Origin of the sequence: Streptomyces fodineus (assembly GCF_001735805.1) — a bacterium.
GTDB lineage: Bacteria > Actinomycetota > Actinomycetes > Streptomycetales > Streptomycetaceae > Streptomyces > Streptomyces fodineus.
Genome location: NZ_CP017248.1, coordinates 5,127,307 through 5,154,083, shown reverse-complemented (window position 1 = coordinate 5,154,083; position 26,777 = coordinate 5,127,307). Strand labels below are relative to the sequence as shown.

Below are 26,777 nucleotides of genomic sequence, written 5' to 3'. Positions count from 1 at the left end.
TGGCTAGCGGTCCGACCCTGACAGCGAGGCGATCAGCGGTGGCTGTCGCCGGCGGTTCGACCCTGACCGCGCGGCGATCAACGGTGGCTGCCGCCGGCGGTTCGACCCTGACAGCGGGAGCCTGAGCCGGTTTGCGCCCCGGGGCGCGGGGTCGGTCGGCCCTTGCCGTCAGTTGTCCGCCGTCAGGACCAGGCCCGAGGTCGGGACTCCGGTGCCGGCCGTGACCAGCGTGCGGGAGGCGCCCGGTATCTGGTTCACCGCCGTGCCGCGCAGTTGGCGCACCGCTTCCGCCATGCCGTTCATCCCGTGCAGATACGCCTCCCCGAGCTGGCCCCCGTGTGTGTTGAGCGGCAGCCGCTCCTCGGCCACGAAGTCGGCCGCCTCCCCCTTTCCGCAGAACCCGAACTCCTCCAACTGCATCAGCACGAACGGCGTGAAGTGGTCGTACAGAATCCCCACGTCGATGTCGGCCGGCGACAGACCGGAGGTGCGCCACAGCCGGCGGGCCACCGCGCCCATCTCCGGCAGACCGGTCAGATCGTCCCGGTAGAAGCCGGTCATCTGCTCCTGCGCCCGGCCGGCGCCCTGCGCGGCCGCCGCGATCACCGCCGGGGGGTGCGGCAGATTCCGGGCCCGCTCCACCGAGGTGACGACGATCGCCTGCCCGCCGTCGGTCTCCTGGCAGCAGTCCAGCAGCCGCAGCGGCTCCACGATCCAGCGGGACGCCGCGTGCTCGGCGAGCGTGATCGGGCGGCCGTGGAAGTACGCCGCCGGGTTCGTCGCCGCGTACTTGCGGTCCACCACGGCCACGTGTCCGAACACCTCCGGCGTCAGCCCGTACGCGTGCAGATACCGCTGGGCTGCCATCGCCACCCAGGAGGCCGGGGTGAGCAGCCCGAACGGCAGCACCCAGCCGAGCGCCACGCCCTCCGCCGACGGCTCCCGGTGCTGCACGCCCGCGCCGAATCTGCGGCCCGAGCGCTCGTTGAAGGCGCGGTAACAGACCACGACCTCCGCCACGCCGGTCGCCACCGCGAGCGCCGCCTGCATGACGGTCGCGCAGGCCGCACCGCCGCCGTAGTGGACCCGGGAGAAGAAGGACAGCTCACCCATCCCGCAGGCCTGGGCCACCGTGATCTCCGGGTTGGTGTCCATCGTGAACGTCACCATCCCGTCCACGTCCGCCGGCACCAGCCCGGCGTCGTCCAGCGCGGCCCGCACCGCCTCCACCGCCAGCCGCAGCTCACTGCGCCCGGAGTCCTTGGAGAACTCGGTGGCCCCGATCCCGACGATCGCGGCGCGTCCGCCCAGGGTGTCGAGGGCCCGGCGGCTCATGGGGCCACCTCGGCTGCCGTGGCCCCCGGGACCGTGACCGTCACCGTGCCCGTCACATGTCTGCCGAGGGCGTTTGCGCCGACGACCCGTACGGTGGCGGTGTCGCCGTCGACCGCCTCGATCCTTCCCGTCAACACCATCGTGTCCCCCGGATAGTTGGGCGTCCCCAACCTGATGGCCACCTTGCGGAGCACCGCCGTCGGGCCGAAGTGGTCCGTGATGTACCTGCCGACCAGGCCGTTCGTCGTCAGGATGTTCATGAAGACGTCCGGCGAGCCCTTCTGCCGGGCCAACTCGGCGTCGTGGTGCACGTCCTGGTAGTCCCGCGACGCGATCGCCCCCGCCACGATCAGCGTCCGCGTGACCGGGATCTCCAGCGGAAGCAGTTCGTCTCCCACCCTCAGCGCCGTCGACGCCGTCGTCATGTCCCACTCCCCACTCGTGATCAACTCCCCCAGTTCCTCGACCACTTCGTGGACCTGAAGCCCACGTCAGCCCTCGCCCTCGCCCTCGCCCTCGCCCTCGCCTTCGACGACCCGGAAGACCGGCAGGACCAGCGCGCCCTCCGCTTCCTCGTAGGTCCGGAACTCCACCCGGACCGGCAGCCCGATGCGCACCTTGTCGTAGGGCACGCCGGTCACGTTGCTCACCATCCGCACGCCCTCGGTGAGTTCTATGAGACCGACCGCGTACGGAGGGTCGAAGGCCGGGAAGGGCGGGTGATGCATCACCACGTACGAGTGGACCGTCCCGGCACCGCTCGCCTCGACCGTGTCCCAGTCCAGGCAGCCGCACGCGTTGCAGCCCGGCAGCCAGGGGTGGCGCAGGGTGCCGCAGTCCGTGCAGCGCTGGATGAGGAGCCGGTGCTCGGCGACGCCCTGCCAGAAGCCGGAGTTGTCCCGGTTGACCACCGGGCGGGGGCGCGGGGCCGGGGGTTTCCGGCGGGCCGGGGCGTACTTGAGGATGCGGAAGCGGTGCCTGCCCACGAGGCCGCCGTCGGCCCGGACGTCCGTACGCGTGGTGACGAAATACCCGGTGCCCAGCTTCGTCGTCTTGCGGCCGGAGACCGACTCGATCACCGAGTCGAACGTGACCCGGTCCCCCGGGCGCAGCGGCCGTAGATACTCCTGCTCGCAGTCGGTGGCGACGACGGACGTACAGCCCGACTCGTCGAGCAGGCCCAGCAGTTCGTCGTACGCACCCGTGCGGCCCTCGTGTCCGGACAGGCCGCCCATCGTCCAGGCCTGGAGCATGGTGGGCGGGGCGATGGCGTCCGGGCCGGAGTAGGCCGGATTGGTGTCGCCCATGGCCTCGCACCAGTGCCGGATCATCGGCGCGTTCACCGGGTCCTTGCCCACCCCGCCTACTGCGGCCGGCCGCCCCTCGTACGCCTTGAGCCGCGCGCCGAGTGCGTCGGAATCCGCTCCCGTCGGTCGCACACCCTCCGTGCTCACCGCTGCCCCCTCGTCATCCCGAGCCGCATCGTCGCGACGATCTCCCGCTGCACCTCGCTCACCCCGCCCCCGTATGTGTTGATCCGCGCCGCCCTGCTCGGCCGCTCCGGCCCGTCGTCCCCGACGACCCCCGAGCTGCCGGAGCGGACCAGGACCGCCTCGCCGGCGATCCCCCGACACATGCGATACGTCGCGACACCCGATTCCGTTCCCGCGCATCTCCGGCCGCCCGCCTCGCCGGCGGCTGGCCGACCGACCCCCACGTTCATCACCAAACGCCATCTGATCAGGCGTTTTGCAGCCAGTCGGGCACGCGCCCCGACCGCCCGGAGCCGCACTGACGGCCCCTCGATCCGGCGCCGCGGATTCACCGGATCGGGTGAAGGAGCGGCGGCGAGCGCAGCCGCGCGCAGGCGCCGCTGCCGCTGCCGCTGCGTGTGGGCAAGGTGCACCGCGGAGCCCTCCCGGCCTCGTGTACCTGACAGGGGCAGTTTCTGACTGTCCGTCAGATAGTGGTGGCTGTCAAGGTCGGCCCCGGCGTACGGGGTCCGCCCCCTGCGCCGGGCACCGGAAACGCGTCTGCGCGGCGGCACCGAAGTGCCGCCGCGCAGAGGTGTTACGACCCCGAAGCACCCCCCGAGGACCCTTACCGCGAGGGACCTCGCCCGAAGGTCACCACAGGTCGGTGAAGTGGATGGCCGTGTCCTCGTTGCCCTGCTGGATTGCCGTGGACGCGGAACCGCTGACCTGGGCGGCGTTGCTCTTGTTCGAGGCACCGGAGCCGACCGCGTTCTGCTGCGTGGTGGAAGAGTTGCCGTTGTTGTCGTGGCCGACACCGCTGCCGATGATGCTCGACACACCAGCGTTGGCGCTCGATCCGTTGTCCGCGAAGGCCCCGTTGCCGGCGGCCGCGACGCCGCTGAAGAGGGCGGCTGCGAGCGGAAGCGCGGCGACGGCGGCGAGAACGCGGGCGGTACGGATACGTGCCATGTTGTTTCCTCCAGAACCAAGCACTCGGCGGCCCTAGGGCCGGAAGTACGTGAAGTAGGGCTTGTGCCAGGGCAGTTGGCCGACCGCTCTGACTGTCATGGACGACGTCGCGAGATCAGACTTGCCCACCGAATCCCCGGCGATCCACCCGGAACCCTCGTTTCGCACGCAAGCGTGATGACAAGTCGATAAACCACAATCATCACCTTTCGTCTCTGCATCCCCTCAAGGCAGACCAGAGACAGCTTTCACTCCTCAAGCGGTACAAGGGATGAATCGTTCCGTCGCACATCCGGCCAATTTCCCGGCGCCCGGCGCGTCGCGGCCAGCCGCCCTTCCCTTTTTCGAACACGCGTACGAACATAGAGCCATGGCCACCACCGACCGGCAGGCCACGACGCTGGCCCTCGCACACGCCCTGTCAGCCGCCGAACGCGGCCTGGCCGTCATCCCCCTGTCCCGGACGAAACTCCCGGCCCTGCGCTCCCCCCACCGCGACGACCCCGACCCGGCCGGACCGCGCTGCCACGGCGAGTGCGGCCACTTCGGCCACGGCGTGTACGACGCCTCGACCGACCCGGTCCGTATCCGCGAGCTGTTCGCCGCCGCGCCCTGGGCCACCGGCTACGGCATCGCCTGCGGGCTGCCGCCGTACCATCTGATCGGCGTCGACCTGGACACCAAGTCCGGCACCGACTCCTCGACCGCGCTGCGCGAACTGGCCCTGCGCCACCTGTTCACGATCCCGGAGACGGTCGTCGTCCGCACGCCCAGCGGCGGCCGTCACCTGTGGCTCACCGGCCCGCCGGACGTCGTCGTACCGAACTCCGCCGGCCGCCTCGCCGCCGGCATCGACATCCGCGGCGCCGGCGGCTACCTCGTCGGCCCCGGTTCCCGCACCGACCACGGCGTGTACACGACCGCCCCCGGCACCGCACACCTGGCCCCCGCCCCCTGCCCGCCGTCCCTGCTGCGCCTGCTGGCGCCACCCTCACGGCCCCCGCAACCGGCCCCGCCGGTCCCCGGCGACCACGGCCGCGGCCTGGTCCAGTTCGTTCTCTCCGCGCACGAGGGTCAGCGCAACACCCGCCTCTTCTGGGCGGCCTGCCGCGCCTACGAGAACGGCATCGGCCCCGCCCTGGCCGACCCCCTGACCGAGGCGGCCCTCAACACCGGCCTCACGGAACGCGAGGCCCGCGCGACGATCGCCTCGGCGGCCCGGATGACGGGGCACCGGCCGTGACGGCCGGAAAGACGTCCGGGCACGCGGAAGGGGCGCCTCCCTCGGAGGCGCCCCTTCCCAACAACCGCGGTGGGTGTGGGATTTGAACCCACGGTGACTCGCGCCACGACGGTTTTCAAGACCGTTCCCTTAGGCCGCTCGGGCAACCCACCTCGCTCGCGCCCACCTGGGGCGGAGCGGGTACAGCGTACCGGGCTCCGGCCGCACGCGGGGCTCATGGTCCACACGGGGTCCACTGGCTCCGTTTCCGATCTTCGTCCGGCCGATCAGGCACGCGGAGCCACCTGCGGCACCCAAAGCAGTACTGTAAGCCTATCTCGTCAGACTGACGCGAAAAGACCTCTTCCTGTGTTCGTCGCTCCGTCGGTCTGAGATCCTGGAGACCGATCGCGAGAGGGGCCGCAGGTATGGAGTGGAAGACCCACGGTGAGCGTCAGATCTACACGAACCCCTGGGTGAACCTGTGTCTGGTTGATGTCCAACAGCCGGATGGGCGCAGGTGGGAGTACCACGTCGTTCGCCTTCGGCACCTGGCCGTGGCCGCCGTGGTCAACGACCGTCAAGAGGTCCTGATGATGTGGCGCCACCGCTTCATCACGAACTCCTGGGCCTGGGAACTGCCCATGGGCCTGGTGGAGGAGGGCGAGACCCCGGAGGAAGCAGCGGCTCGTGAGGTGCTGGAAGAGACGGGATGGCGGCCTGGTCCCATCAAGCCCCTGATCTACGCCGAGCCGGCCAACGGAATTACCGACTCCCAGCACCACGTCTTCCGCGTGAACGGGGCGACCTACGACGGGCCTCCAACCGAGAAGAACGAGTCCGACCGAATCGAGTGGATCCCGCTCTCAGAGGTGCGTGGCATGATCGACCGCCGTGAGGTCGTCAGCAGCGGTTCCCTTGTGGGCCTGCTGTACCTGCTCATGGATGAAGGGATCCGCTGACCGGTGGGAGGAGTTCCCGTAGCCTCGCCTCAAAGGCCAGGGCTACGGGCTCCTTCCTGTGTGGGGCCAACTGGTCGTAAAACTCCCGCAGATGGCCAGTAACCCGCTCCGAGGCGACCGCTGACGCGGGCGCGAGGGCCTGCGTGGCCGTGTGACACGCCTGGTCGAGCTTCCCCTGGTCCAACTGCGTGCGAGCGAGCCAGAAGGTATGAAACGCCCGGCCGCGCTGCTTGGTGTGGTCTTCTCGCCGCAGCGCGTCTGCGATCAGTGGTTCAGCGGTCGCTGCCTCGCCCAGTCGGCCGTGAGCAATGCCGGTGTCCACGATGAGCTTCGGCTCATCGAAGTAAGTCACCCACGACGGGTCCGGGTCGCTCGCATCGATCTCTTCGAAATGCCGGTGAGCCTCACCGATCGCCCGATGTGTGGCCTCTCGGTCTCCGAGAGTGGCATGGGCGAAGGCTTCGCGCATGGACAGCATCGAGAGAACGCGCGGCGTCGTCACCTGGGATGAACGGGCCTGGTCCTGGGCACCGGTCACGAGGGCCAGGGAGTCGACGGGCTTGTCCTGGTAGGTGGCCTGCAAGCTCATGCAGGCAAGCACGTTGGCCATGAACTGCCGGTCATCGATCTCCTTCGCCAGTTTCAGGGCCTCGGTGAAGTACGCACGGGCCTGGTTGTACTGGCGGGCGTCGAAATAGGTCCAGCCGGTCAGGCGCGCCAGCTCGGCGGCGATTCCGTACAGGTGGTTCCGGATGGATGGCTGACGGTTCTCGTTGAGGAGTCCGACCACGTAGCGGAGTTGCCCGACGATGGCTGGCCGCAAGGCTTCGCCGCCGTGCTGGTCGTCCCGACGCCAGTAGTCCTCGATGGAGGAGCGGAAGGCTTCGAGTGTTCCCGGGTTGAGGCTCGTACGGGATGTGAGCGCGAGGATGCTGTCCACGTCGGGCCCCGGCAGAGAAGGTGCTGTCTGCTGCTCCGGCTCCGGCAACTGCGGCGCCTCCCGCTCAGTGGCGATGAGGGCTTGGGGAGTCTCCCAAGGGCGCCGGGCAAGACCAAGCATGTGCCCTGGGATGCGCAAGCCGTCCGAGATGCGCTCCACCACGTCCATGTGCAGCAACTGCCTTCGCCCCGCGATCACTTCGCCCACCCGGCTGGGGGTCAGGTCGCATCGCCGGGCGATCATCGACGGGTAGATGCCCGCCCGCGTCTTCACCAGACGGAAGACTCGGGAGAAATCCCGCACCCGACACGCGTCGATCATTTCGGGATCGGTGAGCAGCCTTGCGGGCAGCTCCTGCGGCCGTTCGGCGTCGGGCATTGGGCAAGCTCCCCACTGCGAGGGCTACGCAACGTCGCTGGGTCTCTACTTGCAGCGATGTTACCCAAGTTGGGTAATCAACCTGACCTTATGAGCGCCCCCCTCGGATCGCGATGCTCCTTCCATGGCGAGCAACCAGCAGACCAGACCAGGCATCGGCGAACTGGCCAAAGACACTGCCAGTGGACGAATCGGCGTCGTCATGGGTGAGGTCGGCGCTCGGGTGCAGATAAGGCCCGTGGGCGGCGGCGTCGAGTGGGACGCCCTGCCGGACAACGTGGTGGCGCTCACGGCGCGGGAGGAACTGACCGCCCGCCTGGCCATCAAGAACGGCAACAGCCGGGACGGCCTGTGATGCGCGCCATCGGCCGGTTCGCGGGGGTTCTCTTCATCATCATGATCAGTGGGTCCTGTGGCCTGGTGATCGGCATGGCCCTCGGTATCAACCAGTAGACCGGCCGCCCCGAACGGGATGCCAGTTCCCCGGCTCCCCCCTTTCCCCGTTCGGGGCGGCCTTCCAAGCCCTCCGGTGGTCCGTGGTCCACGCCGCGGCGACCGATGCGGGCGCAAGTGCCAGAGCACAGCGACACTCAAGGAGTCTTCGCATGACAGCAACGGCCAACGACCAGAGGACCGGTCGCGTGGTGGCTGGTGAGGAGCTGTTCGACAGCCTCACCCACTTCGTGGTCACCCACAACGGACAGCCCCGCGAGCGCGCCGAGAGTATCGCGGACCAGGCGGTGGCCTTCGTGGTCACCGCCGCGACCGCCACCGTCCCCATGGTCCCGTCGGACGACGTGGACCTCGGCCTGCACGCGCTCATCCTGCACACGAAGGAGTACGCCGACCTGTGCGAGCGGTTCGCCGGCCGCTTCCTCCACCACAACCCCAAGCCGGGCGGAGGGGCGCGTGACCCGGAGAAGGTCGCCGCCTCCGCACACGCGATGAAGGCGGCCGGGTTCATGGTCTTCGACGACCTGTGGACCGTGGACGGCACGAACCTCGCGCAGTGCGACTCGGACTGTGGCCGTCCGTACGGTCAGGCGTAGCGACACGAACCCAGCGGCGCGGCCGGCTTCGATGCGGGGTCGGCCGCGCTGTCCGGAAGGAGAACAGACGTTGTCCGGGACACCCCCTGAACTGCCGATCGTCGTGCTCGGTGCGCTCACGCCCACCACTCAGCGCCTGGTCCTCAATCGCCGAGGCTCCATGGTCTGGGAGGTCGAGAGCCATCGGGGCCACTACGCCGTGAAGGTCGGCTATCCCATCGAGGCAACGGCTGACTGGCCTGCCCAGCCGTGGACGGCGCTCGCACCCGCACGTGAAGGCGCCGTGCTGTACCGCCTTGGGGTCCATGACTTCGCGTACGGCGAGTGGGAGGGCGGCACCTGGAACTTCCAGCCGTGGCGCGAGGGGCCGGACCTCTACCAGCTGTGGGAGCCCTGCCGTACGCCGGACTCGCACATCGAACCGCACACCAGCGTGGCCCTGGGCTGCGTAGAAGCGCTGGCCGAACTGCACGCCAAGGGCTGGGCTCACGGTGACGTCCAGCCCGCGCACTTCATCATCGGCCCGGAACGGACGCACCTCATCGACCTGGCCCTTGCACACGGTGGACGCATCCCCGAGGGGTACGACTTCCCGTTCCGCGGCTGCCTCGTCCACTACGAGGCGCCGGAGATCGCGCGCAGTGTGCTCGCGACCGGAGAAGCAGAGCCCACGCAGGAAGCCGACATCTACGCGCTCGGCGCGTCACTGCTCATCTCAGCCACAGGCTGGCGGGCGGTCGAGTACCCGGACGACGCACCGCGCCCCGTGCAGCGGAAAGCCGTGGCAGATGGCAAACGTCGGCCTGTGAAGGCGCCCGGCGAACTGGGCGAGGTGATCGAGGCCATGCTCAGCCATGCCCCCGAAGACAGGCCCACGATCTATGAGGTCGGCAAAGCCCTGAGCTGATCCCGAAGCGCCGGCGCTCCCCGACGGCGCGCATCCCGCAGCCAAGACCAACCACACAAAGACCGGACCACCCCTCAGCCTGGACAGCATTCCGGGTGGTCCGGTCGCGGAAGCCCTGATCAGGACCCCGGTGCCGATGGTACCGGGGCGGTCGGCGTGCTCGTATTCGGGCGCTGCCGCAACCCCGGCTCCCCGTTGTCGAATTGGAGAGGGGTTCTGACCTGAGCCACCGAAAGTCAGCCACGATGGCGGGTGCGCCGAACGAGCACCCGTCACGTGTGTTTCCAGCACCCCCCCGCCGGCCTCAGCCACGCTTCCTCCACTCGTCACGGCCCTCGCCCTCGTACCGGTCTGGGCGTTGTCGACGCGGATGCCTGACACATGGGCTTGCCTGCGGCCGTGAAGTCCAGCGGCTGCGAAGCGCGGACTGGTCGGACGGCAGGGCCTCGCTTGGTCGTTGTCGGTCTGGTCCTGGTGCTCGGACTGGTCGGGTTGCTTCCTGCTCAGGCTGTCCGCCTTGGCGTTGCTGCGCGCTGAGCGGGTGGGGGCCGCCGGAGCGGGGCGGCAGACAGGAGCGGCGGCGGCCCCCGGCCGCCAGCGCGCGCGGCCCGCCGTAGGCGGGCCGCCTTGATCCAGTAAAGAAACTCTGAACAGCTCCGCTGCGCTGGGTCCCTGGCCGGTCATACAGCCACGCGCTGGCCTCGCCTTCCCAATCCGCTCCGCAACTCCGCACCCCTATGGACATATGTAGGCGCATTGATGCCTATTTGTTCCGGCGGTCGGCGAAATTTGTCCACAGGTAGATCGGTCCAGAGTTGGGGCTGTGGAAAAACACGCGACAAGCGGCACCCGCCGTTACCAATTCGTGACCTTTGGGGTGTCACGCCGGGGCGGGATTTCTTCCCCTTCGGTGGGTGAGGGGCGGAGATTGGCGGCCCCTACGAAAGTGGCGAGGGTCACAAGCGCCCTGAAATGTGGACGTGTTTGAGGTGTCTCGCCTCGATGGAGGGGCGCAACATAGCCGACGATCGGCGGTTGGGCAAACGGCCGATTCTCCGGACCATTGGTGTTCCTCGGAGAACGAAGGGAGATGTGTGATGTGGGTCGTAAAGCGCAGGGACAGTGGAAGGCCGCTTCGGATTCAGGCGGAGGCTGCGCCTGGAAGTCTCGGTTCGCTTTGTCCGCCGAGTGCGCGGACATCGGTCATGCGTCCCGTCGTGCGGGCTGGGCAGAAAGGTTCCTCCCCGTCTGGCGGGAGGGTGCTGCCTCATGCCCGCAAGGTGTCCGGTTCAGCCGATAGATGTTGGTCGACTGGTGGACCTGCGGTTGGTCGGATGGTCCGCGCTGGCCCCGCGCCTGATCAAGAGCAACGGCGGGAATGGCACATCGGAGAACGGGGCGACATGACCAACCGGATAGGCGGCGAAAGGCAGGGGGTCACCATTTCCAGCCGGGAAATGGCGGAGGTGGCCGCGCTGGTGAGCGAGATGAGGGCCATGGTGGGACGGCTCAGCCGTGAGGCGCGACAGATGCGGCAGGAGGTTGCGCAGCTCAGGAACGCTGCTGCTGGGCCTTCTTCAGCGCGTCGACTTCTCGACGGAGTTCCTGATGCTCGGCGCTGAGGGCTCGAATTTCGTCCCGCAGGTCGGCCAGTAGCTTGATGAGGGAGGTCCCGGCGGTCTGGTCGTCGGGCCCCCCGTCCTTAACCTCGCTCTCGGCTTCGTCGTGTGGCTGACCCTTGGTGTTGGCGAGATACCAAGCGGGCGGGGTGTAGTCGACGGTGAACCCGCCCGTTTGATCGCCGATATCGGCGACGAAGCTGCCCCGGCCGTGGATGGTGTAGATCAGTCCTTCGTCCCGCAGCACGTTCAGGGCGCTTCTGGCAGTCATGTTGGCGACCCCGAAGCGTTCTTGTAGCTCGCGTACAGACGGCATCTGCTGGCCGGGCTTGAAGCGACCTTGCTTGATCTCGCGCCGAAGCTCGTCGGCGGCGTGCTGATACGGCGGCCGGCGGTCGGGCTTCTTCTCACGCGCGGGAGTCATGGCATCAGGGTAGCCACTCCTAGCTGCCCTAGCACACCCCACTGACATAGCTGTACTGGTTTCCACCAGCACCTAGCTCACCGCCGTGACTTGACTGTGCTAGGTCACCGATGTTTTATAGATGTCGTTCCGCCACTCCGGCGGGCGCTACCGAAAGGACGTAACACCCATGGCCCGTATCCGTGTTGGCCTGCTCCCGTCCGCGTCGTTCATGGTCGGCAACCAGCCGGTGCCGAAGTACGCGGACCAGGAGAAGACGCAGTTCGCCGTGGACCGCGAGTCCGGCCAGAGGCTGTTCACGGTCACCCTCTTCTTCATGGAGGACGACCGCGCCGAGGCCATGAAGATCACCGTCCCGGAGAACGGTCTCCCCAACGGCCTCAAGCCGGGCATGCCGGTGATGCCGGTGGAGCTGTTCGCCACCCCGTGGGCCCGGATCTTCAACGGGTCGCTCTCGGACGGCATCGCCTACCGCGCGGAGCGCCTGGACCTGGTCGGCGGTCCGGCTTCGGCCGCTGAGGCGGCGTGAGCGGTACTGCGTTCCGGTCCGGCGTCGAGTGCAGCTACCCACTGCCTCACGCCGGGCCGGATGCCCGGCTCAGTGACTCCCTCATCAGCTCGGTGGCGGCCGTGCTCGTCGGCTACGGCTTCCCCCGGCTCGCCGCCCCGGATCGGGCGGCCCTCGAAACGGCCCTTGCGGCCTTCCTCTACAACTCTCAGGAGAGCAACACATGAAGGACAACGACCCGACCGGAGGGGCCTTCGGCTATGGCCTCTGGGTCGTCGGCGTGGCGCTGGCCGTGCTGGTCGGCTGGTCGGTGTGGTGGGTGGTCCGCTACCTGCGGGCCGATGCCATGACCCGGCAGTCCATCCGGCAGGCCGTGCGGGTGCGGCGGTCCTGGAAGCGGCTCGCGCAGATGCTGAAGCTGTGCGCCACGGACAAGATGCCGACCACGCTGGCCTCGCTGGCGAACACGGACGGCAAGCCCATCAAGCCCCGCATCCTGGTCCCCGCGCTGAAGGTCACGCATGACGCGTACGGGGTGATCGCGCGGGCGAGCTGCTTGCCCGGGGTCGGCCTGGAGCAGTACAAGAAGGCGGCCCCACATCTGTCGGACGCCTGGCGGTGCACGCGCGTGGCGGTCACCCAAGACGAGCCGGGATCAGTCGTCATCCGGGGCGTGCGGTTCGATCCGCTGACGTTGCCCACCGAGCATCGCCCCACGGGCGCGGTGCCGGAGAAGGTGGCGCAGTGGGAGCTGGGCGTGGACGAGTACGCGCAGCCGGTGTCCGTGGACCTGCGGCAGGTGCCTGGCGTGACCGTGGCCGGCCTTCCCGGCAAGGGCAAGACGTCGCTGATCAACCGTCTGTTGTCGGACTGGGCACCCGCGCCGTGGGTTCAGTTCGCCTGCGCAGACGGCAAGGTGTCGGCCGCGTACGAGGGTGACTACTACGCCTGGGTACAGCGCATGTTCGCCTTCGTCGGCGATGACCTCGAAGAGGCCAACAAGCTTTTCCAGCGGCTGGTGGACCTGCGGCGCAAGCGCCACGCCCTGATACAGGCAGTGCTCGGGGCCAAGTCCATGTGGGACGTGGGCCCGTCCGAGAAGTGGCCGCTGGTCGTGCTGATCATCGATGAGGCGCACACCTACTTCCGTGACCACAAGGGCAGGGATGAGCGGTCGAAGAAACTCGCCGCCCTCGCCGCCGAGAACGCCCGGCTCGTGGAAGACCTGGTCAAGAAGGGCCGCTCGGTGGGCATCCTCGTCATCCTCGCCACGCAGAAGAGCACGGGCGACGCCATCCCCACCTTCATCCGCGACGTGTGCCCCGTGAGCCTGAGCTTCGCACAGAAGACCGCCGAAGCTGCCGTGGCGGCCCTGGGGGAGGACATCCGGGAGTGGCCGGACGCCAACCCGATCAACCTTCAGGACCCGGCCTATGTCGGCGTCGCCTCGATGAACCACCAGTCGCAGCCCGGCTTCACCCGCATCCGCACGCCGTACGTGCCGGACGAGTGGGCGGAGGAGATCGCGCACGCCACCAACCACCTGACCTCCGACCCGGCCGACCTGCTCCCCGCTGTCGACCTCACCAAGGAGGACCCGGACGACGACGGTTCCCTGTCGCCTGTGGCGGCCTGACCATTCACACGCCTGAGCCCCCGCGAGCAACGGAAAGGAGGTGAACTCCCAATGTCTGAGGACCGGATCACCCAGCGCATCGTGACCGTGGTCATGGGCATCATCGCCGCCCTGGCGTTCGTCTTCTCCTTCGGCAACGTCTGGGCCCTGGCCCTGCGCCTGGGCGTCCCCGCCCCCATCGCACCCCTGATCGCCCCCATGGTTGACCTGTCGGTTGTCGGGCTCCTGGTCGCCCTGCGCTACCTCTCCCTAAGGGGCGTCCCGCCCGAGCAGATGAAGGCGGCCACCCGCCTCATGCACGTCTCCGGACTGCTGACCCTGGCCCTCAACATCGCCGAACCCATCGTCGCCGAGCACTACGGCCGCGCCGCCGTGGACGCCGTGGCCCCGGTGCTGCTCCTGGGCTGGGGAGCGGTCGGCCCGCAGCTCCTGCGCTCCTTCCACGCAGTCACCACCGATGCAGCCGCCCCGGCCCCGGTTGCCGAGACGGAACCGACCCACGAGCCCGCCCCGGACCCGGTCACCGAGACGGAGCCCGCCCGAGAGCCCGCCCCGGCGTCCACCGAACCGGAAACCGCCCCGACGCCTGCACCACCCGTCACGCCGGTACCCGCCCCGGTCGTCGCGCCCGGCGCCCCGGCGCCCGCCGTGCCTGTGCCTGCGGTCAAGGTGCCTGAGCCGCTGCTCGCCGAAGCACGCTCCATCGCCGCGTCCCACCACGCCGAGCACGGCGAACCCATCACGGCGGCCCAGCTCAAGCGGCGACTCGGCATCGGCCTGCCCATGGCCACCGCCCTCCACGCCGCCCTGTAGCGCCGCGCCCTCCCCGCCGGCACCCCGGCATCCCCCAACCTCGCCCGTCCCTGGGCCCAGTCCGTCATGCCTGCGGGCAGCAGCCCGAGCGCACTGTTCGCTGCTGCCCGCAGGTCACACGATCCTGCCAGAGAGGAGACCCCGCCACCCATGCGCCGCCCCCTCGACCTGCGCCACGTCATCAGCCCCGGCCTGCGGGACCTGATCGAACTGGCCAACACCCACGACTTCGACCGCGTACAAGAGCAGGTCCGCAACCTGCGCGGCTGCTCCAGCCCGGTCAACCTCCACGGCTGGACGATCACCACCGACCAGGCCACCAAGGAAGTGGTCCGCTCCTACCGCTCCGAAGACGAACCCACCGGACGGCTGCTGACCACCTGCGGCAACCGCCGCTCCTCCCGCTGCCCCGCCTGCTCCCGCGTCTACGCCGCCGACACCTACCACCTGATCAAGGCCGGCCTCTCCGGCGGCAAGAACGTCGCCGAAACCGTCCGCGACCACCCCCGCGCCTTCGTCACCCTCACCGCCCCCTCCTTCGGCCCCGTCCACCGCAACACCGACAGCGCGGGCAAGCCCCGCCGCTGCCGCTGCGGCACCCAGCACGCCGACGACGACCCTGCCCTGAGCACCCCGCTGAACCCGGCCACCTACGACTACGCCGGGGCAGTGCTCTGGAACGCGCACGCCGGACAGCTCTGGGCACGCTTCACCACCTACCTGCGCCGCGCCCTGGCCGAACACCTCGGCATGACGCAGAAGGCGCTGAACGCCGCCCTGCGCGTCTCCTTCGCCAAGGTCGCCGAGTACCAAAAGCGCGGCCTGGTCCACTTCCACGCCGTGATCCGCTTCGACGGGCCCGACGGCCACACCACCCCGCCCCCGGCCTGGGCCACCCTCGACGCCCTCAAGGCCGCCGTGGGCCTGGCAGTCAAGCGCGCCCGGCTCACCATCGAATCCGACTCCATCGGCGAACGTGTCATCGCCTGGGGCCGCCGGTTCAAGGTCGACCCCATCACTGCCCTGGGCGACGGCGAACTCACAGACTCCAAGGTCGCCGGATACGTCGCCAAGTACGCCACCAAGAACGCTGAGGGCGCGGGAACCGTGGACCGCACCCTGATGTGCCGCCCCTGCGCCGGACGCGGGTACGTACGCGGCCCCGACGGCTTCCACGACCGGTGTCCCGACTGCGACGGCACCGGACAGGCGGAACCCATCAAGGCCCTGCCCATCCAGCAGCACGTACGGCAGATGATCCGTACCGCCTGGGACCTCGGCCACCTGCCGGAGTTCGCCGAACTCAAGCTCTGGAAGTGGGCTCACATGCTCGGCTTCCGCGGCCACTTCTCCAGCAAGTCCCGCGCCTACTCCACCACCCTCGGCGCCCTCCGCAACGTACGCCGCGCCTGGCGCCTCGCCCAAGCCGAAGCCGCCCGCGCCGGCCACCCCACCACCGACGAGACCACCCTCGTCACCGCCTCCTCCTGGACCTACCTCAGCAGCGGCTACCGCCCCGGCGAAGAATTCCTCGCCGCTCAGGTCCGCCACGACCTCAACGAAGCCGAACGCATCAAGACCGAAGGAGAGCCCTGGCTGTGACCACTCCGACCAAGGCCGACAGGCAGACGCTGAAGCTGGAGGAAGCGCTGGCTGAGATCGGGGTGTCCCGTGCCGCCTTCTACCGCATGCGTGCTCGGGGCCAGGCTCCGAGGCACCTGAAGCTCCCCAACGGGCAGATCCGCATACGCCGGGCCGACCTCGACGCCTGGTTCGACTCCTGCGAGGTGCGGGAAGCGTGCTGACCTACGACGTGCAGATCTGGGGCATCCGCAAGCGGCCGAACCGTCTGGCGGCCTATCAGCTCCGCTGGCGGGTCGGCCCCCGCCCCTTCTCCAAGAGCTACAAGATCAAGGCTCAGGCTGACGGTCGGCGCTCGGAGCTGCTTGCGGCCCTGCGCAACCGTGAGCAGTTCGACACGGAAACCGGCCTGCCTGCCTCGGAGGTGCAAGCGCTCAACTCCACCACCTGGTACGCCCACACCCGCGCCTATGCGGAGATGAAGTGGCCCGGCGCTTCGGCCAAGCACCGCGCGAGCATCGCTGACACGCTGGCCACCATCACGCCGAAGCTGGTCGAGGACAACCGAGGGACCCCGGCTCCCAAGGTGCTCCGCATCGCCCTCTACTCTTGGGTCTACCGCTTCGTCCTCGGCGACGACGGGACGCTGAAGCCTCGTATCGACGTCGAAGAGCCGCCCGCCGACATCGTGGCGGCGTTGGACTGGATCAGTCGAAAATCCGTCGACATCACCGCGCTCAACACGCCCTCCGTGGTGCGTACGGCGCTCGACGCTCTGAAGCTGAAGCAGGACGGCACGGCCGCTGCCGAGAACACCGTGAATCGCAAGCGAACCGTCTTCAGCAACTGCCTCCGGTACGCGGTGGAACGGGAGTTGCTGACGACCCTGCCCCTCGACAAGGTCGACTGGATCCCGCCCGAAACTGACGACGAGATCGACTTCCGGTTCGTACCCGGCCCGAAGCTGGCGAAGGCGCTGATCAACGCCGTAGGCGAACAGGGCGAAAGGGGACGGCACCTGAAGGCGTTCTTCGGCTGCCTCTACTACGCGGCCAACCGCCCTGGTGAGGCGGCCAGTCTCCGTGAGGACGACTTCACTCTTCCCGAAGAGGGCTGGGGCGAGGTGCTGCTGTCGACCAGCATGCCCCGTGTCGGCTCCGGCTGGACCGACACAGGCGAGTCGTTCGACACGCGCGGCCTGAAGAAGCGCGCCCGCAAAGCGACCCGGCCTGTGCCGATTCCGCCCGTCCTTGTGCGCCTGGTCCGCGAGCACATTAAGGAGTTCGGTACCGCTGAAGACGGCCGGCTGTTCCGTGCGGCCCAGGGCGGCCACCTGCTCTCCAAGGAGTACGGGGAGGTCTGGAAAGCGGCTCGACTCGCGGTGCTGACCGAGACTGAAGCAGCTTCCCCGCTGGCTGACGTGCCGTACTCCCTGCGTCACGCGGGTGTCTCGCTCTGGCTGGAATCCGGCGTCTCCCCGGCAGAAGTCGCGCGCCGAGCGGGCCACAGCATCGCCGTCCTGTTCCGCTTCTATGCCAAGGCCATCCACCGCAACCAGCAGCGCGCGAACCGGCAGATCGAAAGCGCGTTGGAAGCGGCCGACGAAGACTGACAACGAGCTACGCAGTCCCGCTCACCCAAGTCGAGGATGAGCGGGGCTCTGCCGTATCCCGATCGTCACCCCCGCTGAACAGGTCCCCTCACTGGCTCGAAGGTGTCTGCTGGGGCGGTACGAGTGCCGGCTCTCTGCGGGGCGGAGTTCCCGCCTCCCGGACATCTGCCCGCCGGGTGGTGCCTCGCCACAGCTTTCCCAGGTACCGGTAGAAGCGGTCCGGAAGGAATACGGCGTCCGCGGCGATCATGGCGCCGGAGAAGAGCGGCAGGCCCAGGAAGACAGCGATACCCAGGTGCATGCCCAACAGCATGGTCAGGACGGGGTACTTGAGCCTGCCGAACAGGACGAACGGGAAGGCCACTTGCAACAGCACCGTCAGGTAGCAAACGATGGCGATCAGTACGTCGTGTTCGTCTGCCATGAGGGAGAGCTCGGGCCAGGGCCGGAACACGTCGAGGTTCAGGGCGTAGTGGAGGGCGGTTCCGTTGCCCCAGGTGGCGCCCTGCACCTTGTACAGGCCCGCGGATCCGTAGAGGAAGCAGACCTGGGCGGCGATGACGAGCATGCCGCAGTTGTGCAGCACGGTGATCACTGTCAGGCGCGCGTCGCGGAGGTGGCGTCGCAGCGCGCCGGATGCCTGGCCCGGCAGAAGCCGGGCCGTCTTGTCGGCGGAGGCTCGGAGCCGGTTTCTGCGCGCGTCGAGGGACCAGCGTCGGCCGCATGCGGTGAAGGCGAGGTAGAGGGACATGAGGAGGATGAGGTTGTCTCCGCCGTCCGTCATGAAGATCGCCCTGGCGTGGAACGACGTCACTACGACCGCGAAGAGCACGGACACCGCTCTGGTCCGCCAGCCCAGCATGAACAGTGCGGAGATGATCAGGGCTGCCGCGTAGCAGATCTCGAAGTAGGCCCGGCTGTCGGACAGGGTGAGGATGCTGGCCCATCCGGTCTGGTCGAAGAGTTGCCTGGCCAGGGCTGGCGTCCACGGTGAGCCGGGACCCCAGATCTCGTCGCGGTGGGGGAACTCGCGCAGCAGGAAGGCGAGGTAGAGGAACCCGTACCCGATGCGCAGGACCGCCGCGGCGTACAGGGAGATCGGCTGCTCCAGCAGGAGGGTCAGGAGCGTGGAGATGCGGGCGGGCATGTGCTGCGGCGTGCGTGCGCCGGCTCGCCCGGTGCCGTGTCCGGGGTACGAGGCCGTGGTTGCGGCGACCGGTGTCTGCTCAGCCTGTTGCATGGGGGGCCACCTTCCACCAGGGCAGGTAACGGGTGTCGGCGCGCTTCGGTGCCGCCACGCCGGGACCGGGCTCGCCCGCTGTGGTCGGCGCGGCGATGGGCAGGGTGATCACCCGCAGCTGGATGGACTCGAATACGCCGTGGCGATGGGCGGCGACGCGGTCCGCCGCGATGTTGCGCAGGTACTGCTGGATCATCACAGCGCGCTGGGAGCGCGGCTGGTCGTCGCCGCCGTGTGTTTCGAGGTAGGAAGTCCAGGCCCGGCGCAGCATGTTCTGTGCGGTATGGCTTGGGAACGGGTCGTGTCTCACCGCGGCTGTGTCGTCGGCGGTCAGGTCGAACCAGCCGCTGACCTGGACGGTGCCGTTCGGGGCGGTGTGCATGGTCCGTGCCGAGATCTGCCGGTTGACCGACTCCGGGTCCGGGGCGAAGAGTCGCCAGTTCTGTTCGAACAACGGGAAGATCCAGGCGTTGACCTGCCGGCTGTACTGCCGGGAGATCGGATTCGGTGGTGCCACCTCCAGGAATACCAGGAGCACGTGTACCAGGGCCGTGGCCAGACACAGGACCACGGCGACTTGCACCCCGGCCTTCACGGCGAAGGGCGGCTCCGAAGGTGCGTCGACGGCAAGGGGTCTGCTACCGCCGTTCTGTGCGGCTTTCCCAGCAACGGTCCGGTCCGACTCGTCGGCATCCGCTGACGCGACGCCACCCCGCACGGCCCCATCCGGCGCTTCCCGCCCGACTTCTCTCACCTGGTTCTCCTGAGATCTCGCCGGCGGCGTGCGGCGGAATCGGTGACGATCCGCGCCGCACGCCGTCCGTCCTACTCACGCACGTGGGCGGCTGCCCCCGAGCGCACACGCCGCCGGGGACCGCACGCGCGTGATCCAGCTACGCCGTCACAAACCCTCAGGACGTGCGGGGATCGCTTCCGGCCGCGCTGGCCATCGGGCTAATCACAGCCGTAGCCATAGTCCGTACCGGGCTGGTCGCCGTAATCACCGTAATCACCGTGCCCGCTGGGCTTGCTGGGCTTGCTGGGCTTGCCGTGCTCGCCGTGCTCGCCGTGCTTGTGAGGCTTACCAGGCTTATGGGGCTTGCCCGGCTTGCCAGGCTTATGGGGCTTACCGGGCTTGCAGCAGCAGCCATGGCCGTTTCCACCGGTGGTGCCACCGGTCGTGGCACCCGTGGTCCCGCCTGTGGTTCCAGCCGTCGTCGCACCGGTAGTTCCGGCGGTCGTGGCACCCGTGGTCCCGGCGGTCGTGGCACCCGTGGTCCCGGCCGTCGTCGCACCCGTGGTCCCGGCCGTCGTCGCACCCGTGGTCCCGGCCGTCGTCGCACCCGTGGTCCCGGCCGTCGTCGCACCCGTGGTCCCGGCCGTCGTCGCACCCGTGGTCCCGGCCGTCGTCGCACCCGTGGTCCCGGCCGTCGTCGCACCCGTGGTCCCGGCCGTCGTCGCACCCGTGGTCCCGGCCGTCGTCGCACCCGTGGTCCCGGCCGTCGTCGCACCCGTGGTCCCACCGGTGGTGCCGCCCGCGCATTGCGGCCGGGTGATCGTGTTGGTGTCCAGCGTCACGGCACCGTTGCGGGCCAACGCCCGCCCGTCGATCGTCGCGCCTGTGGTGGCAGAGATCGAGGTCAGGGCCAGGATGTTGCCCACGAAGGTGGAGCCGGTGCCGAGGGTGGCCGAACTGCCCACCTTCCAGAACACATTGCACGGCGAGGCGCCGTTGATGAGGAGCACCCGGCTGGCGGACGCCGTCGTCAGACCCGAACCGACCTGGAACACCCAGACGGCGTTGGGGTCCCCCTGGGCGTCCAGGGTGAGGGTGCCGGTGAGCCCGAGAGTGGAGGAGGCGGTGTAGACGCCCGGAACCAGCGTCAGGCCACCGGCGTCCGCGGGGAGGGCTCCGTCGGTGGCCTGTCCGGCGGCGTCGTTGTACGCCGCGACCAGGTCGCTCTGGGCTTGTGCAGCCACGGCGTCCGCAGAGTGCTGCGCCCCGTTCACCAGGCCGGGAGGGAATCCGGTGATGGACGTCCCCGGACTCACTCCGAGATCTCCGGTGACCACCGAGGGACCGGTGTTGGTGACGGCGGAACCGGCCAGTACCGCGAAGCTGTCCGCCGTGCCCAGCGGTACAGGTGTGGCGATGGCATTTGCCTGCGTCGGCGTCACAGCGACTACGACAGCGGCGATCACCACGGCAAGTACCGCCGCGGTCCAAACCGACAATGTGCGCCGTAGCGGCGCGACAGGGATATTCAGCGTCATCGAGGGGCCAACTCCTGTGAGGGGATGGTGACATATTTGGCGGTTCTCAGTCGCGCAGAATCGCCGGGTCTCTGTCGCTGGCATATTACTCAGGAGCACGGGTCGGGTTACGATTCATCTGAGTGGTTTTGCTGAACCTGGTGAGTGAATCGCGAAATACATAGAAATACTTAGTGGTCCGGATGGCTTCAATTGCCTATCCGGACGGGTGACGGACTGCATCACCAAAGAGGACTACTTCTCCGGGAGAGACAGTCGGCCAGCATCGCCGGAGTAGAAGACATACCACAGGGGGATCATGCGTACCGTCGCGCGATGCCGCTGAAGGGAACCACCCTACGGGCGCTCCCAGGAGCGAACCCATTTGGCGATGTTCTCGGCAACATAAGCATGTTAGACCCGCGTCAGGGGATGCGCCCCCGCCATGATCGCGCCGCCAAGACGCAAAAATTCGACACTTGGAGACTGATTTAAGAGTGCGGGGCGATGCAACGCACGAGCACAACCAAGGGGAATAAATCACACTAGCACAATTGCGGATTAGCTCACTTTCACAGGAACCCCGGAATGTCGACTCCGGCGTGTATATGCCGGAGCCGTTACCTCGGTAGCCAGCCTCTCGGATAACGCTCGCAGACCGGAGAGATTCAGTGCTCGCTCACCGATGCCGCGAGTGAGCGGGACTCCGTCGTATTCGGCTTGGTCCGCGTGGCGCGCATGCGGCCCCGAGCGGCGGATCGCCCCTACGGGGGACGGGAGTGTAAAAGCCCACGCAGGTGGAACCAGATTCGTAGCAGCGATGTACGCGGATGCTCCTGACTCCGGTCACCTCGCCGCTCGGTTCACGGTTCGGGCCGGAGCCGCGGACTGTAGCGCCCCCGCCGTTCCTCCGGTGTCGGCCACAGGGGCAGGCTGAACGGGCCGCCGCTTCGCTCGCGTGAGCGGCGGCCCGTTCAGCCTGGCTGTGCCACATTCCGCCCGGCCTGATTGTCAGAGGGCCCCTGTCGTCAAGGCGACAGCCAGCCTGGGCGAGTGAAGGCTCGGTACCGGCAGGTCGGTGTTGACACGCGCGTGTCTTTCGCGGGCTGGAACGCGTTGGGAGTCTGACACGGCGTGCACCCGTGTCAGCGGTGCCCGCTCCGCGCCGACGTCGGACGGGTACCGCAACGCCGCCCGGCGGGCGGGTGTCCCTGTGCCGTCATGGCCTCGATCAAGCACCAGGGGCTCCCGTTCGCCGGGAAACGCGACCGCCTAACTAACCCCAGGTCAATGCAGGTATGACGGTCCATAATCTGGTCCACGCCTGGTCCACACGCACTGATCCACAACGCGACAGAGCCGGATCAGGGTGAGACAGCCCCCATGCAGAAGGGGCGCCCCTCATCGAGGGACACCCCTTCTGACCAGCACGTCTCTGACCTGCGGAGGCGGTGGGATTCGAACCCACGGTGACCCTTCAAGGTCACTACGGTTTTCAAGACCGTTCCCTTAGGCCGCTCGGGCAACCCACCTCGACTCCGTCCACCTGGGACGGAGCGGGTACAGCGTACCGGGATCGAACGTCCGGCGGGCGGTGTGGTCCGGATGCGTGCCTGGCCGGTGGGTCAGCTGTCGCCGACCCGGGCGCCCAGGGTCAGTTCCGTCGTGTGGTCCTGGCCGCCTCGCTTGTAGGTGAGCGTGACCTTGTCGCCGGGCTTGTGGGTCCAGATCTCGCCGATCAGGGTCGGGCCGCTGTCGATCACCATGTCGTCCAGCTTGGTGATGACATCACCCGGCTTGAGGCCCGCCTTGTCGGCCGGGCCACCCGACTCGACCGGGGCGGAGCCGCCCGCGCCCTGGTCGGTGATCTTCGCGCCGTTGGTGGAGTCCTGCAGCGAGACGGAGGCACCGATCTTGGCGTACACCGGCTTACCGGTCTTGATCAGCTGCTGGGCGACGTACTTGGCCTGGTTGATCGGGATGGCGAAGCCCAGGCCGATCGAGCCCGACTGGCCGGAGCCGAAGCCGCCGCTGCTGGTCGACTGGATGGCCGAGTTGATGCCGATGACCGCGCCGGAGGCGTCCAGCAGCGGGCCGCCGGAGTTGCCCGGGTTGATCGACGCGTCGGTCTGCAGGGCGCTCATGTACGACGCCTTGCTGGAGGAACTGCCGTCGCTGGAGGCCACCGGGCGGTTCTTGGCGCTGATGATGCCGGTCGTCACCGTGTTGGACAGGCCGAAGGGGGCGCCGATGGCGATCGTCTCGTCGCCGACGGCCACCTTGTCGGAGTCGCCGAGGGCGAGCGGCTTGAGGTCCGACGGGGGGTTCTTGAGCTTGATGACCGCCACGTCGTAGCCCTGGGCGTGACCGACGACCTCGGCGTCGTACTTCCTGCCGTTGGGGAACGTGGCCGTCAGCTTGCCGCCGTCGAGCGCCTCCGCCACCACGTGGTTGTTGGTGACTATGTGGCCCTGGGTGTCGAAGACGAACCCGGTGCCCGTGCCACCCTCGCCGTTGGTGCTCTCGGCCTCGATGGTGACCGTGCTCGGCAGCGCCTGGGCGGCCACGTTGGCGATCGTGCCGGGCGCGCGCCTGATCTGGGAGGCGCTGCTGTCGGAGGCGGAGACGGTGGTGGAGCCGCTGTTGTCGTGGTCCTTGGCCAGGGTGTAGCCGAGGCCGCCGCCCAGGCCGCCCGCGACCAGCGCGGCCACCAGGACCGCGGCGACCAGCCCGCCGCGTCCGCTGCGGGGCCCGGGGGCGGGCTGCTGGTACGACGCTCCCCAGCCGGCATCCCCACCGGTGCCGCCCGCGCCGCCGAAGCCGCCCGGGGCACCCGCACCGGCGTCGCCGTAGGAGGTGCTCTCGCCGTACGGCGGGGTGGGCGGCGGCGGAGGCGGCCAGGAGCCGTCCGGGGCCGGGCCGGACGCGGTCGGGGCGCCGGCCTGTCCCTGCTGCGGCTCGGCGGCGGCCGGAGCGTCCTGGGGCGGCGACGGGAGGGGAGCCGTCGGCCTGTTTCCCTCGGGCGTCGGGCCCTGGGGGGATGCGGGAGAGGCCACCGGCACGGGAGGTGCGGACGGGGCCGGGGGTACCTCGTTGCCCTCGTTCTCGGTGCTCACAGCTCTTCTCCTCGGTCCACGGCTGTAGTTCTCGGTCGCACTCGGTCACGCTCGGCAGCTGTGCATGGTGCTGGGCCAGTCTTCACTGTTCCGTTTGTATGCGGTCAGCTTTTCCCACGGGCCGTCAGAGCACCATAAGCGGTGGCTGTGGGTCCGGTGGACTCTCTTTACATTGGATCTTTCCGGCAAAACTTACCCAAACAACGACATAAACGAGCAGGGTGGATACCCCTCGTTCGCCGCACGGACGCGACCGCGCCGCCACGTGTACCCCGCGACGATGGCACCATGACGCGGTGACCCACGCACCACTGCGCTCCATCCAGGTCGTCGCCCACCGAGGCGCCTCCGAAGACGCGCCCGAGCACACCCTGGCCGCCTACAAGAAGGCCATCGAGGACGGCGCCGACGCCCTCGAGTGCGACGTACGGCTGACCGCCGACGGCCATCTGGTCTGCGTCCACGACCGGCGGGTGAACCGTACCTCCAACGGCCGCGGCGCCGTCTCCGCGCTGGAACTGGCCGATCTCGCCGCCCTCGACTTCGGCTCCCGGAAGACCCGCGAGGCCTGGCGCGGGCGGGACGAGGAGCCCGACTGGGTGAACCGGCCGGAGGACCCCGCGGACACCTCCGTGCTCACCCTGGAACGGCTGCTGGAACTGGTCGCGGACGCCGGGCGGCGGGTGGAGCTGGCCATCGAGACCAAGCACCCCACGCGCTGGGCCGGCCAGGTCGAGGAGCGGCTGCTGACCCTGCTGAAGCGGTTCGGCCTGGACGCCCCGGCCTCCGCCGCCGAGTCCCCGGTGCGGATCATGAGCTTCTCGGCGCGCTCGCTGCATCGCGTGCGTACCGCCGCGCCGACGCTGCCGACGGTCTACCTGGTGCAGTTCCTCACACCACGCCTGCGTGACGGGCGGCTGCCGGCGGGCGTGCGGATCGCGGGTCCCTCGATCCGCATCGTGCGCAACAACCCCGCCTATGTGGAACGGCTGAAACGCGCCGGCCACCAGGTGCATGTATGGACCGTGAACGAGCCCGAGGACGTCGACCTCTGCGTGGAACTGGGCATCGACGCCATCATCACCAACCGGCCGCGAGCGGTCCTGCGCCAGCTGGGGCGCCTGTGACCTCAAGAGGGCGGTAAAAGGCTGTGCGCACCCCTTGACCCGGCTGTGCGGCTGCTGAATTCTCCACTCTCGGCCAGACCACTGAAATCCAGCCATACGACGACCAGAGGAATAGACCTTCGTCACAGGGAGTGCTCCGGCGCGTTCGCTCCGTGCAGGGTCGTTGCGAATGCGTCACCGGAAGGGGATTGGCCGGTTTCCGGTACAGGCCAATGGGGCATCCACACCGTGGCGTGGGGCAAAGGAGGTCTCGGGGGTGGCGTTGGTGGTGGCACAGGAGGTGCCCACGTCGTCGAGCATGGCCGTACCCCATGGCCCTGCGGGCGTGGGGAAGGCAAGGCACCGGATGCGTTCGCAATTGCGTAGCGGCGGTGTGTCCGAAACGGTCATCGACGATGCCGTACTGATCCTTTCCGAACTGCTGAGCAATGCATGCAAGCACGGGCGGCCCCTGGGCGACGCGCCGGCCGGCGACGGTGACGTGCGCGCCGCGTGGCGGGTCGATGCCCGGGGCCGGCTCATCGTCGAGGTGACGGACGGCGGCGGTCCGACCCGCCCGGCGCCGGCCACCCCGTCGGTGACCGCGCACGGCGGCCGCGGCCTGAACATCATCACGGCCCTCGCCGACGACTGGGGCGTCCGGGACGACGTCCACGGCGAGGTGACGGTCTGGGTGGTGGTCCACGAAGACGTCCACGACCCCGATGCCGGCTACGGCCGGGACGGCTTCGCTACGCGCGTCACGTCCCCCGCCCTGGCGGACATGGCCGACCTGAACTTCGCGAACGCGTTCGACGACCTGGACTGACGGGCGGGGACACGGGGTTGAGCCGAGGGACGGGCTGACCGGCGGGGACACGGGTTGAGGCCGAGGGACGGGCCGACGGGCGGGGACGGGGCCGACGGGCGGGGACGCGGGCCGACGGGCGGGGACGCGGGCCGGGTTGCGGCTCAGGGACGGGTCCATGACCGGGGCTCACGGCGAGGCCGACGGGCGGGGACGCGGGTCGGGTTGCGGCCGAGACACGGGGTCCACGACCGAGGCTCACGGCGAGGCTTGGGACCTGGGCTGGCGGGTGGGGGCGAGCAATTCGGCTGACGGCCGCGATCGAGGTCCGGGGACGACCGACGGGGCAAGGATCCGGACCGACGGACACGGACGAGGACTTGCACCGCCGGACGCGACCGAGGATCCGGACCGACCCACGGGGCGAGGATCCGGATCGACGGACAGGCTGAGGATCCGAACCAACCGACGCAGACAAGAACCTGCACCGCCGGAGGCAACCGAGGACCCGAACCGGCCCACGAGGGCGAGGATCCCGACCGACGGACAGGCCCAGGATCCACACCAACCGACACAGACAAGAACCTGCGCCACCAGTCGCAACCGGGCACCCGAACCGACCGACACGGACATTGGCCCGGACGACGAACGCGGTCGAGCCCCCAGGCTGACCCACACGGACGATGACCCGGGCGACGAACGCGGCCGCGGAACCGGATGACGGACACGGACCCGGACGACAGACGCGGCCACGGAACCAGATGACGGACACGGATCCGAGCGCGCGACCGACCGACCGCCACAGACGAAATCCCAGACCACCC

The 26,777-nt window shown here is 68.9% G+C and carries 25 protein-coding genes and 2 tRNA genes; 14 read left to right on the top strand and 13 right to left on the bottom strand.

Features of this window, described 5'->3' with window-relative positions; translation table 11 throughout:
• Positions 1-168: 168 nt before the first annotated feature.
• The 5 genes from BFF78_RS21795 to BFF78_RS21775 form a co-directional block, all read right to left on the bottom strand.
• The gene (locus tag BFF78_RS21795) at positions 169-1,335 is read right to left on the bottom strand and encodes a lipid-transfer protein (RefSeq protein ID WP_069779932.1); all 1,167 of its coding nucleotides are present in this window, start codon (positions 1,333-1,335) and stop codon (positions 169-171) included.
• Complete coding sequence (locus BFF78_RS21790) at positions 1,332-1,739, bottom strand: MaoC/PaaZ C-terminal domain-containing protein (protein WP_193433673.1); 408 nt, start codon at positions 1,737-1,739, stop codon at positions 1,332-1,334. The genes BFF78_RS21795 and BFF78_RS21790 overlap by 4 nt, the downstream gene beginning before the upstream one ends.
• 87 nt (positions 1,740-1,826) lie before the next feature.
• Positions 1,827-2,789 carry a bifunctional MaoC family dehydratase N-terminal/OB-fold nucleic acid binding domain-containing protein gene (locus BFF78_RS21785; RefSeq protein ID WP_069779931.1) on the bottom strand — a complete coding sequence of 321 codons (963 nt, stop codon included), beginning with the start codon at positions 2,787-2,789 and terminating at the stop codon, positions 1,827-1,829.
• Positions 2,786-3,127 carry an acyl-CoA dehydrogenase family protein gene (locus BFF78_RS48325; protein ID WP_335755389.1) on the bottom strand — a complete coding sequence of 114 codons (342 nt, stop codon included), beginning with the start codon at positions 3,125-3,127 and terminating at the stop codon, positions 2,786-2,788. The genes BFF78_RS21785 and BFF78_RS48325 overlap by 4 nt, the downstream gene beginning before the upstream one ends.
• Positions 3,128-3,461: 334 nt before the next feature.
• The gene (locus BFF78_RS21775) at positions 3,462-3,779 is read right to left on the bottom strand and encodes a hypothetical protein (protein ID WP_069779929.1); all 318 of its coding nucleotides are present in this window, start codon (positions 3,777-3,779) and stop codon (positions 3,462-3,464) included.
• A 370-nt stretch (positions 3,780-4,149) separates the two neighbouring features.
• Between BFF78_RS21775 and BFF78_RS21770 the strand changes: the two genes are divergently transcribed.
• Positions 4,150-5,022, top strand: coding sequence for a bifunctional DNA primase/polymerase (locus BFF78_RS21770; RefSeq protein WP_069779928.1), 873 nt, complete (start codon positions 4,150-4,152; stop codon positions 5,020-5,022).
• Positions 5,023-5,089: 67 nt separating this feature from the next.
• Here BFF78_RS21770 and BFF78_RS21765 read toward each other — a convergent pair.
• Positions 5,090-5,174: transfer RNA gene (locus BFF78_RS21765), tRNA-Ser, on the bottom strand.
• A 255-nt stretch (positions 5,175-5,429) separates the two neighbouring features.
• On the opposite strand from BFF78_RS21765, the gene BFF78_RS21760 reads away from it, so the two are divergent.
• Complete coding sequence (locus tag BFF78_RS21760) at positions 5,430-5,963, top strand: NUDIX hydrolase (RefSeq protein ID WP_069779927.1); 534 nt, start codon at positions 5,430-5,432, stop codon at positions 5,961-5,963.
• On the opposite strand, the gene BFF78_RS21755 is transcribed toward BFF78_RS21760, so the two are convergent.
• Positions 5,941-7,281: a tetratricopeptide repeat protein gene (locus BFF78_RS21755; RefSeq protein ID WP_069779926.1), complete on the bottom strand. Its 1,341-nt coding sequence runs from the start codon at positions 7,279-7,281 to the stop codon at positions 5,941-5,943. The genes BFF78_RS21760 and BFF78_RS21755 overlap by 23 nt on opposite strands.
• A gap of 124 nt (positions 7,282-7,405) precedes the next feature.
• Here BFF78_RS21755 and BFF78_RS21750 point away from each other — a divergent pair, with 124 nt between their 5' ends.
• The 3 genes from BFF78_RS21750 to BFF78_RS21740 all read left to right on the top strand — a co-directional run bounded on the left by BFF78_RS21750 (position 7,406) and on the right by BFF78_RS21740 (position 9,237).
• Positions 7,406-7,636, top strand: a complete 231-nt coding sequence (locus BFF78_RS21750; RefSeq protein ID WP_069779925.1) for a hypothetical protein — start codon at positions 7,406-7,408, stop codon at positions 7,634-7,636.
• Between the two features lie 250 nt (positions 7,637-7,886).
• Positions 7,887-8,330, top strand: a complete 444-nt coding sequence (locus BFF78_RS21745; protein ID WP_069779924.1) for a glycine-rich domain-containing protein — start codon at positions 7,887-7,889, stop codon at positions 8,328-8,330.
• 70 nt (positions 8,331-8,400) lie between these two features.
• A complete protein-coding gene (locus BFF78_RS21740) occupies positions 8,401-9,237 on the top strand; it encodes a protein kinase family protein (RefSeq protein WP_069779923.1) in 837 nt (278 codons plus the stop codon).
• 1,551 nt (positions 9,238-10,788) lie between these two features.
• Here BFF78_RS21740 and BFF78_RS21735 read toward each other — a convergent pair.
• Positions 10,789-11,280 (bottom strand): GntR family transcriptional regulator, encoded by a 492-nt coding sequence (locus BFF78_RS21735; protein WP_069779922.1) that lies wholly within the window; start codon positions 11,278-11,280, stop codon positions 10,789-10,791.
• Between the two features lie 169 nt (positions 11,281-11,449).
• On the opposite strand from BFF78_RS21735, the gene BFF78_RS21730 reads away from it, so the two are divergent.
• The 7 genes from BFF78_RS21730 to BFF78_RS21700 all read left to right on the top strand — a co-directional run bounded on the left by BFF78_RS21730 (position 11,450) and on the right by BFF78_RS21700 (position 17,430).
• Positions 11,450-11,809 carry an SCO3933 family regulatory protein gene (locus tag BFF78_RS21730; protein WP_069779921.1) on the top strand — a complete coding sequence of 120 codons (360 nt, stop codon included), beginning with the start codon at positions 11,450-11,452 and terminating at the stop codon, positions 11,807-11,809.
• Entirely contained in the window at positions 11,806-12,015 is a 210-nt protein-coding gene (locus tag BFF78_RS21725; RefSeq protein WP_069779920.1) for a hypothetical protein, read from the top strand. The genes BFF78_RS21730 and BFF78_RS21725 overlap by 4 nt, the downstream gene beginning before the upstream one ends.
• A complete protein-coding gene (locus BFF78_RS21720; protein ID WP_069779919.1) occupies positions 12,012-13,424 on the top strand; it encodes an FtsK/SpoIIIE domain-containing protein in 1,413 nt (470 codons plus the stop codon). Before BFF78_RS21725 ends, BFF78_RS21720 begins: the two co-directional genes overlap by 4 nt.
• Before the next feature lie 51 nt (positions 13,425-13,475).
• A complete protein-coding gene (locus BFF78_RS21715) occupies positions 13,476-14,237 on the top strand; it encodes a DUF2637 domain-containing protein (protein ID WP_069779918.1) in 762 nt (253 codons plus the stop codon).
• Positions 14,238-14,387: 150 nt separating this feature from the next.
• Entirely contained in the window at positions 14,388-15,839 is a 1,452-nt protein-coding gene (locus tag BFF78_RS21710; protein WP_069779917.1) for a replication initiator, read from the top strand.
• The gene (locus BFF78_RS21705) at positions 15,836-16,042 is read left to right on the top strand and encodes a helix-turn-helix transcriptional regulator (protein WP_069779916.1); all 207 of its coding nucleotides are present in this window, start codon (positions 15,836-15,838) and stop codon (positions 16,040-16,042) included. Before BFF78_RS21710 ends, BFF78_RS21705 begins: the two co-directional genes overlap by 4 nt.
• Positions 16,036-17,430: a tyrosine-type recombinase/integrase gene (locus BFF78_RS21700; RefSeq protein ID WP_069779915.1), complete on the top strand. Its 1,395-nt coding sequence runs from the start codon at positions 16,036-16,038 to the stop codon at positions 17,428-17,430. Before BFF78_RS21705 ends, BFF78_RS21700 begins: the two co-directional genes overlap by 7 nt.
• 88 nt (positions 17,431-17,518) lie before the next feature.
• Here BFF78_RS21700 and BFF78_RS21695 read toward each other — a convergent pair whose 3' ends face one another.
• From BFF78_RS21695 to BFF78_RS21675, 5 genes are all read right to left on the bottom strand, one after another.
• Positions 17,519-18,577, bottom strand: a complete 1,059-nt coding sequence (locus BFF78_RS21695) for an HTTM domain-containing protein (protein ID WP_069783718.1) — start codon at positions 18,575-18,577, stop codon at positions 17,519-17,521.
• Positions 18,578-18,656: 79 nt separating this feature from the next.
• Positions 18,657-19,208, bottom strand: coding sequence for a DUF5819 family protein (locus BFF78_RS21690; RefSeq protein WP_335755343.1), 552 nt, complete (start codon positions 19,206-19,208; stop codon positions 18,657-18,659).
• A gap of 416 nt (positions 19,209-19,624) precedes the next feature.
• Entirely contained in the window at positions 19,625-20,848 is a 1,224-nt protein-coding gene (locus BFF78_RS21685; RefSeq protein ID WP_418346674.1) for an ice-binding family protein, read from the bottom strand.
• Between the two features lie 1,518 nt (positions 20,849-22,366).
• Positions 22,367-22,457 (bottom strand) — tRNA-Ser (locus BFF78_RS21680).
• A gap of 91 nt (positions 22,458-22,548) precedes the next feature.
• A complete protein-coding gene (locus tag BFF78_RS21675; RefSeq protein WP_069779913.1) occupies positions 22,549-24,039 on the bottom strand; it encodes a S1C family serine protease in 1,491 nt (496 codons plus the stop codon).
• A 296-nt stretch (positions 24,040-24,335) separates the two neighbouring features.
• Between BFF78_RS21675 and BFF78_RS21670 the strand changes: the two genes are divergently transcribed.
• Positions 24,336-25,166 carry a glycerophosphodiester phosphodiesterase gene (locus BFF78_RS21670; RefSeq protein WP_069779912.1) on the top strand — a complete coding sequence of 277 codons (831 nt, stop codon included), beginning with the start codon at positions 24,336-24,338 and terminating at the stop codon, positions 25,164-25,166.
• Between the two features lie 169 nt (positions 25,167-25,335).
• Entirely contained in the window at positions 25,336-25,974 is a 639-nt protein-coding gene (locus BFF78_RS21665; RefSeq protein WP_069779911.1) for an ATP-binding protein, read from the top strand.
• Positions 25,975-26,777: the final 803 nt, after the last annotated feature.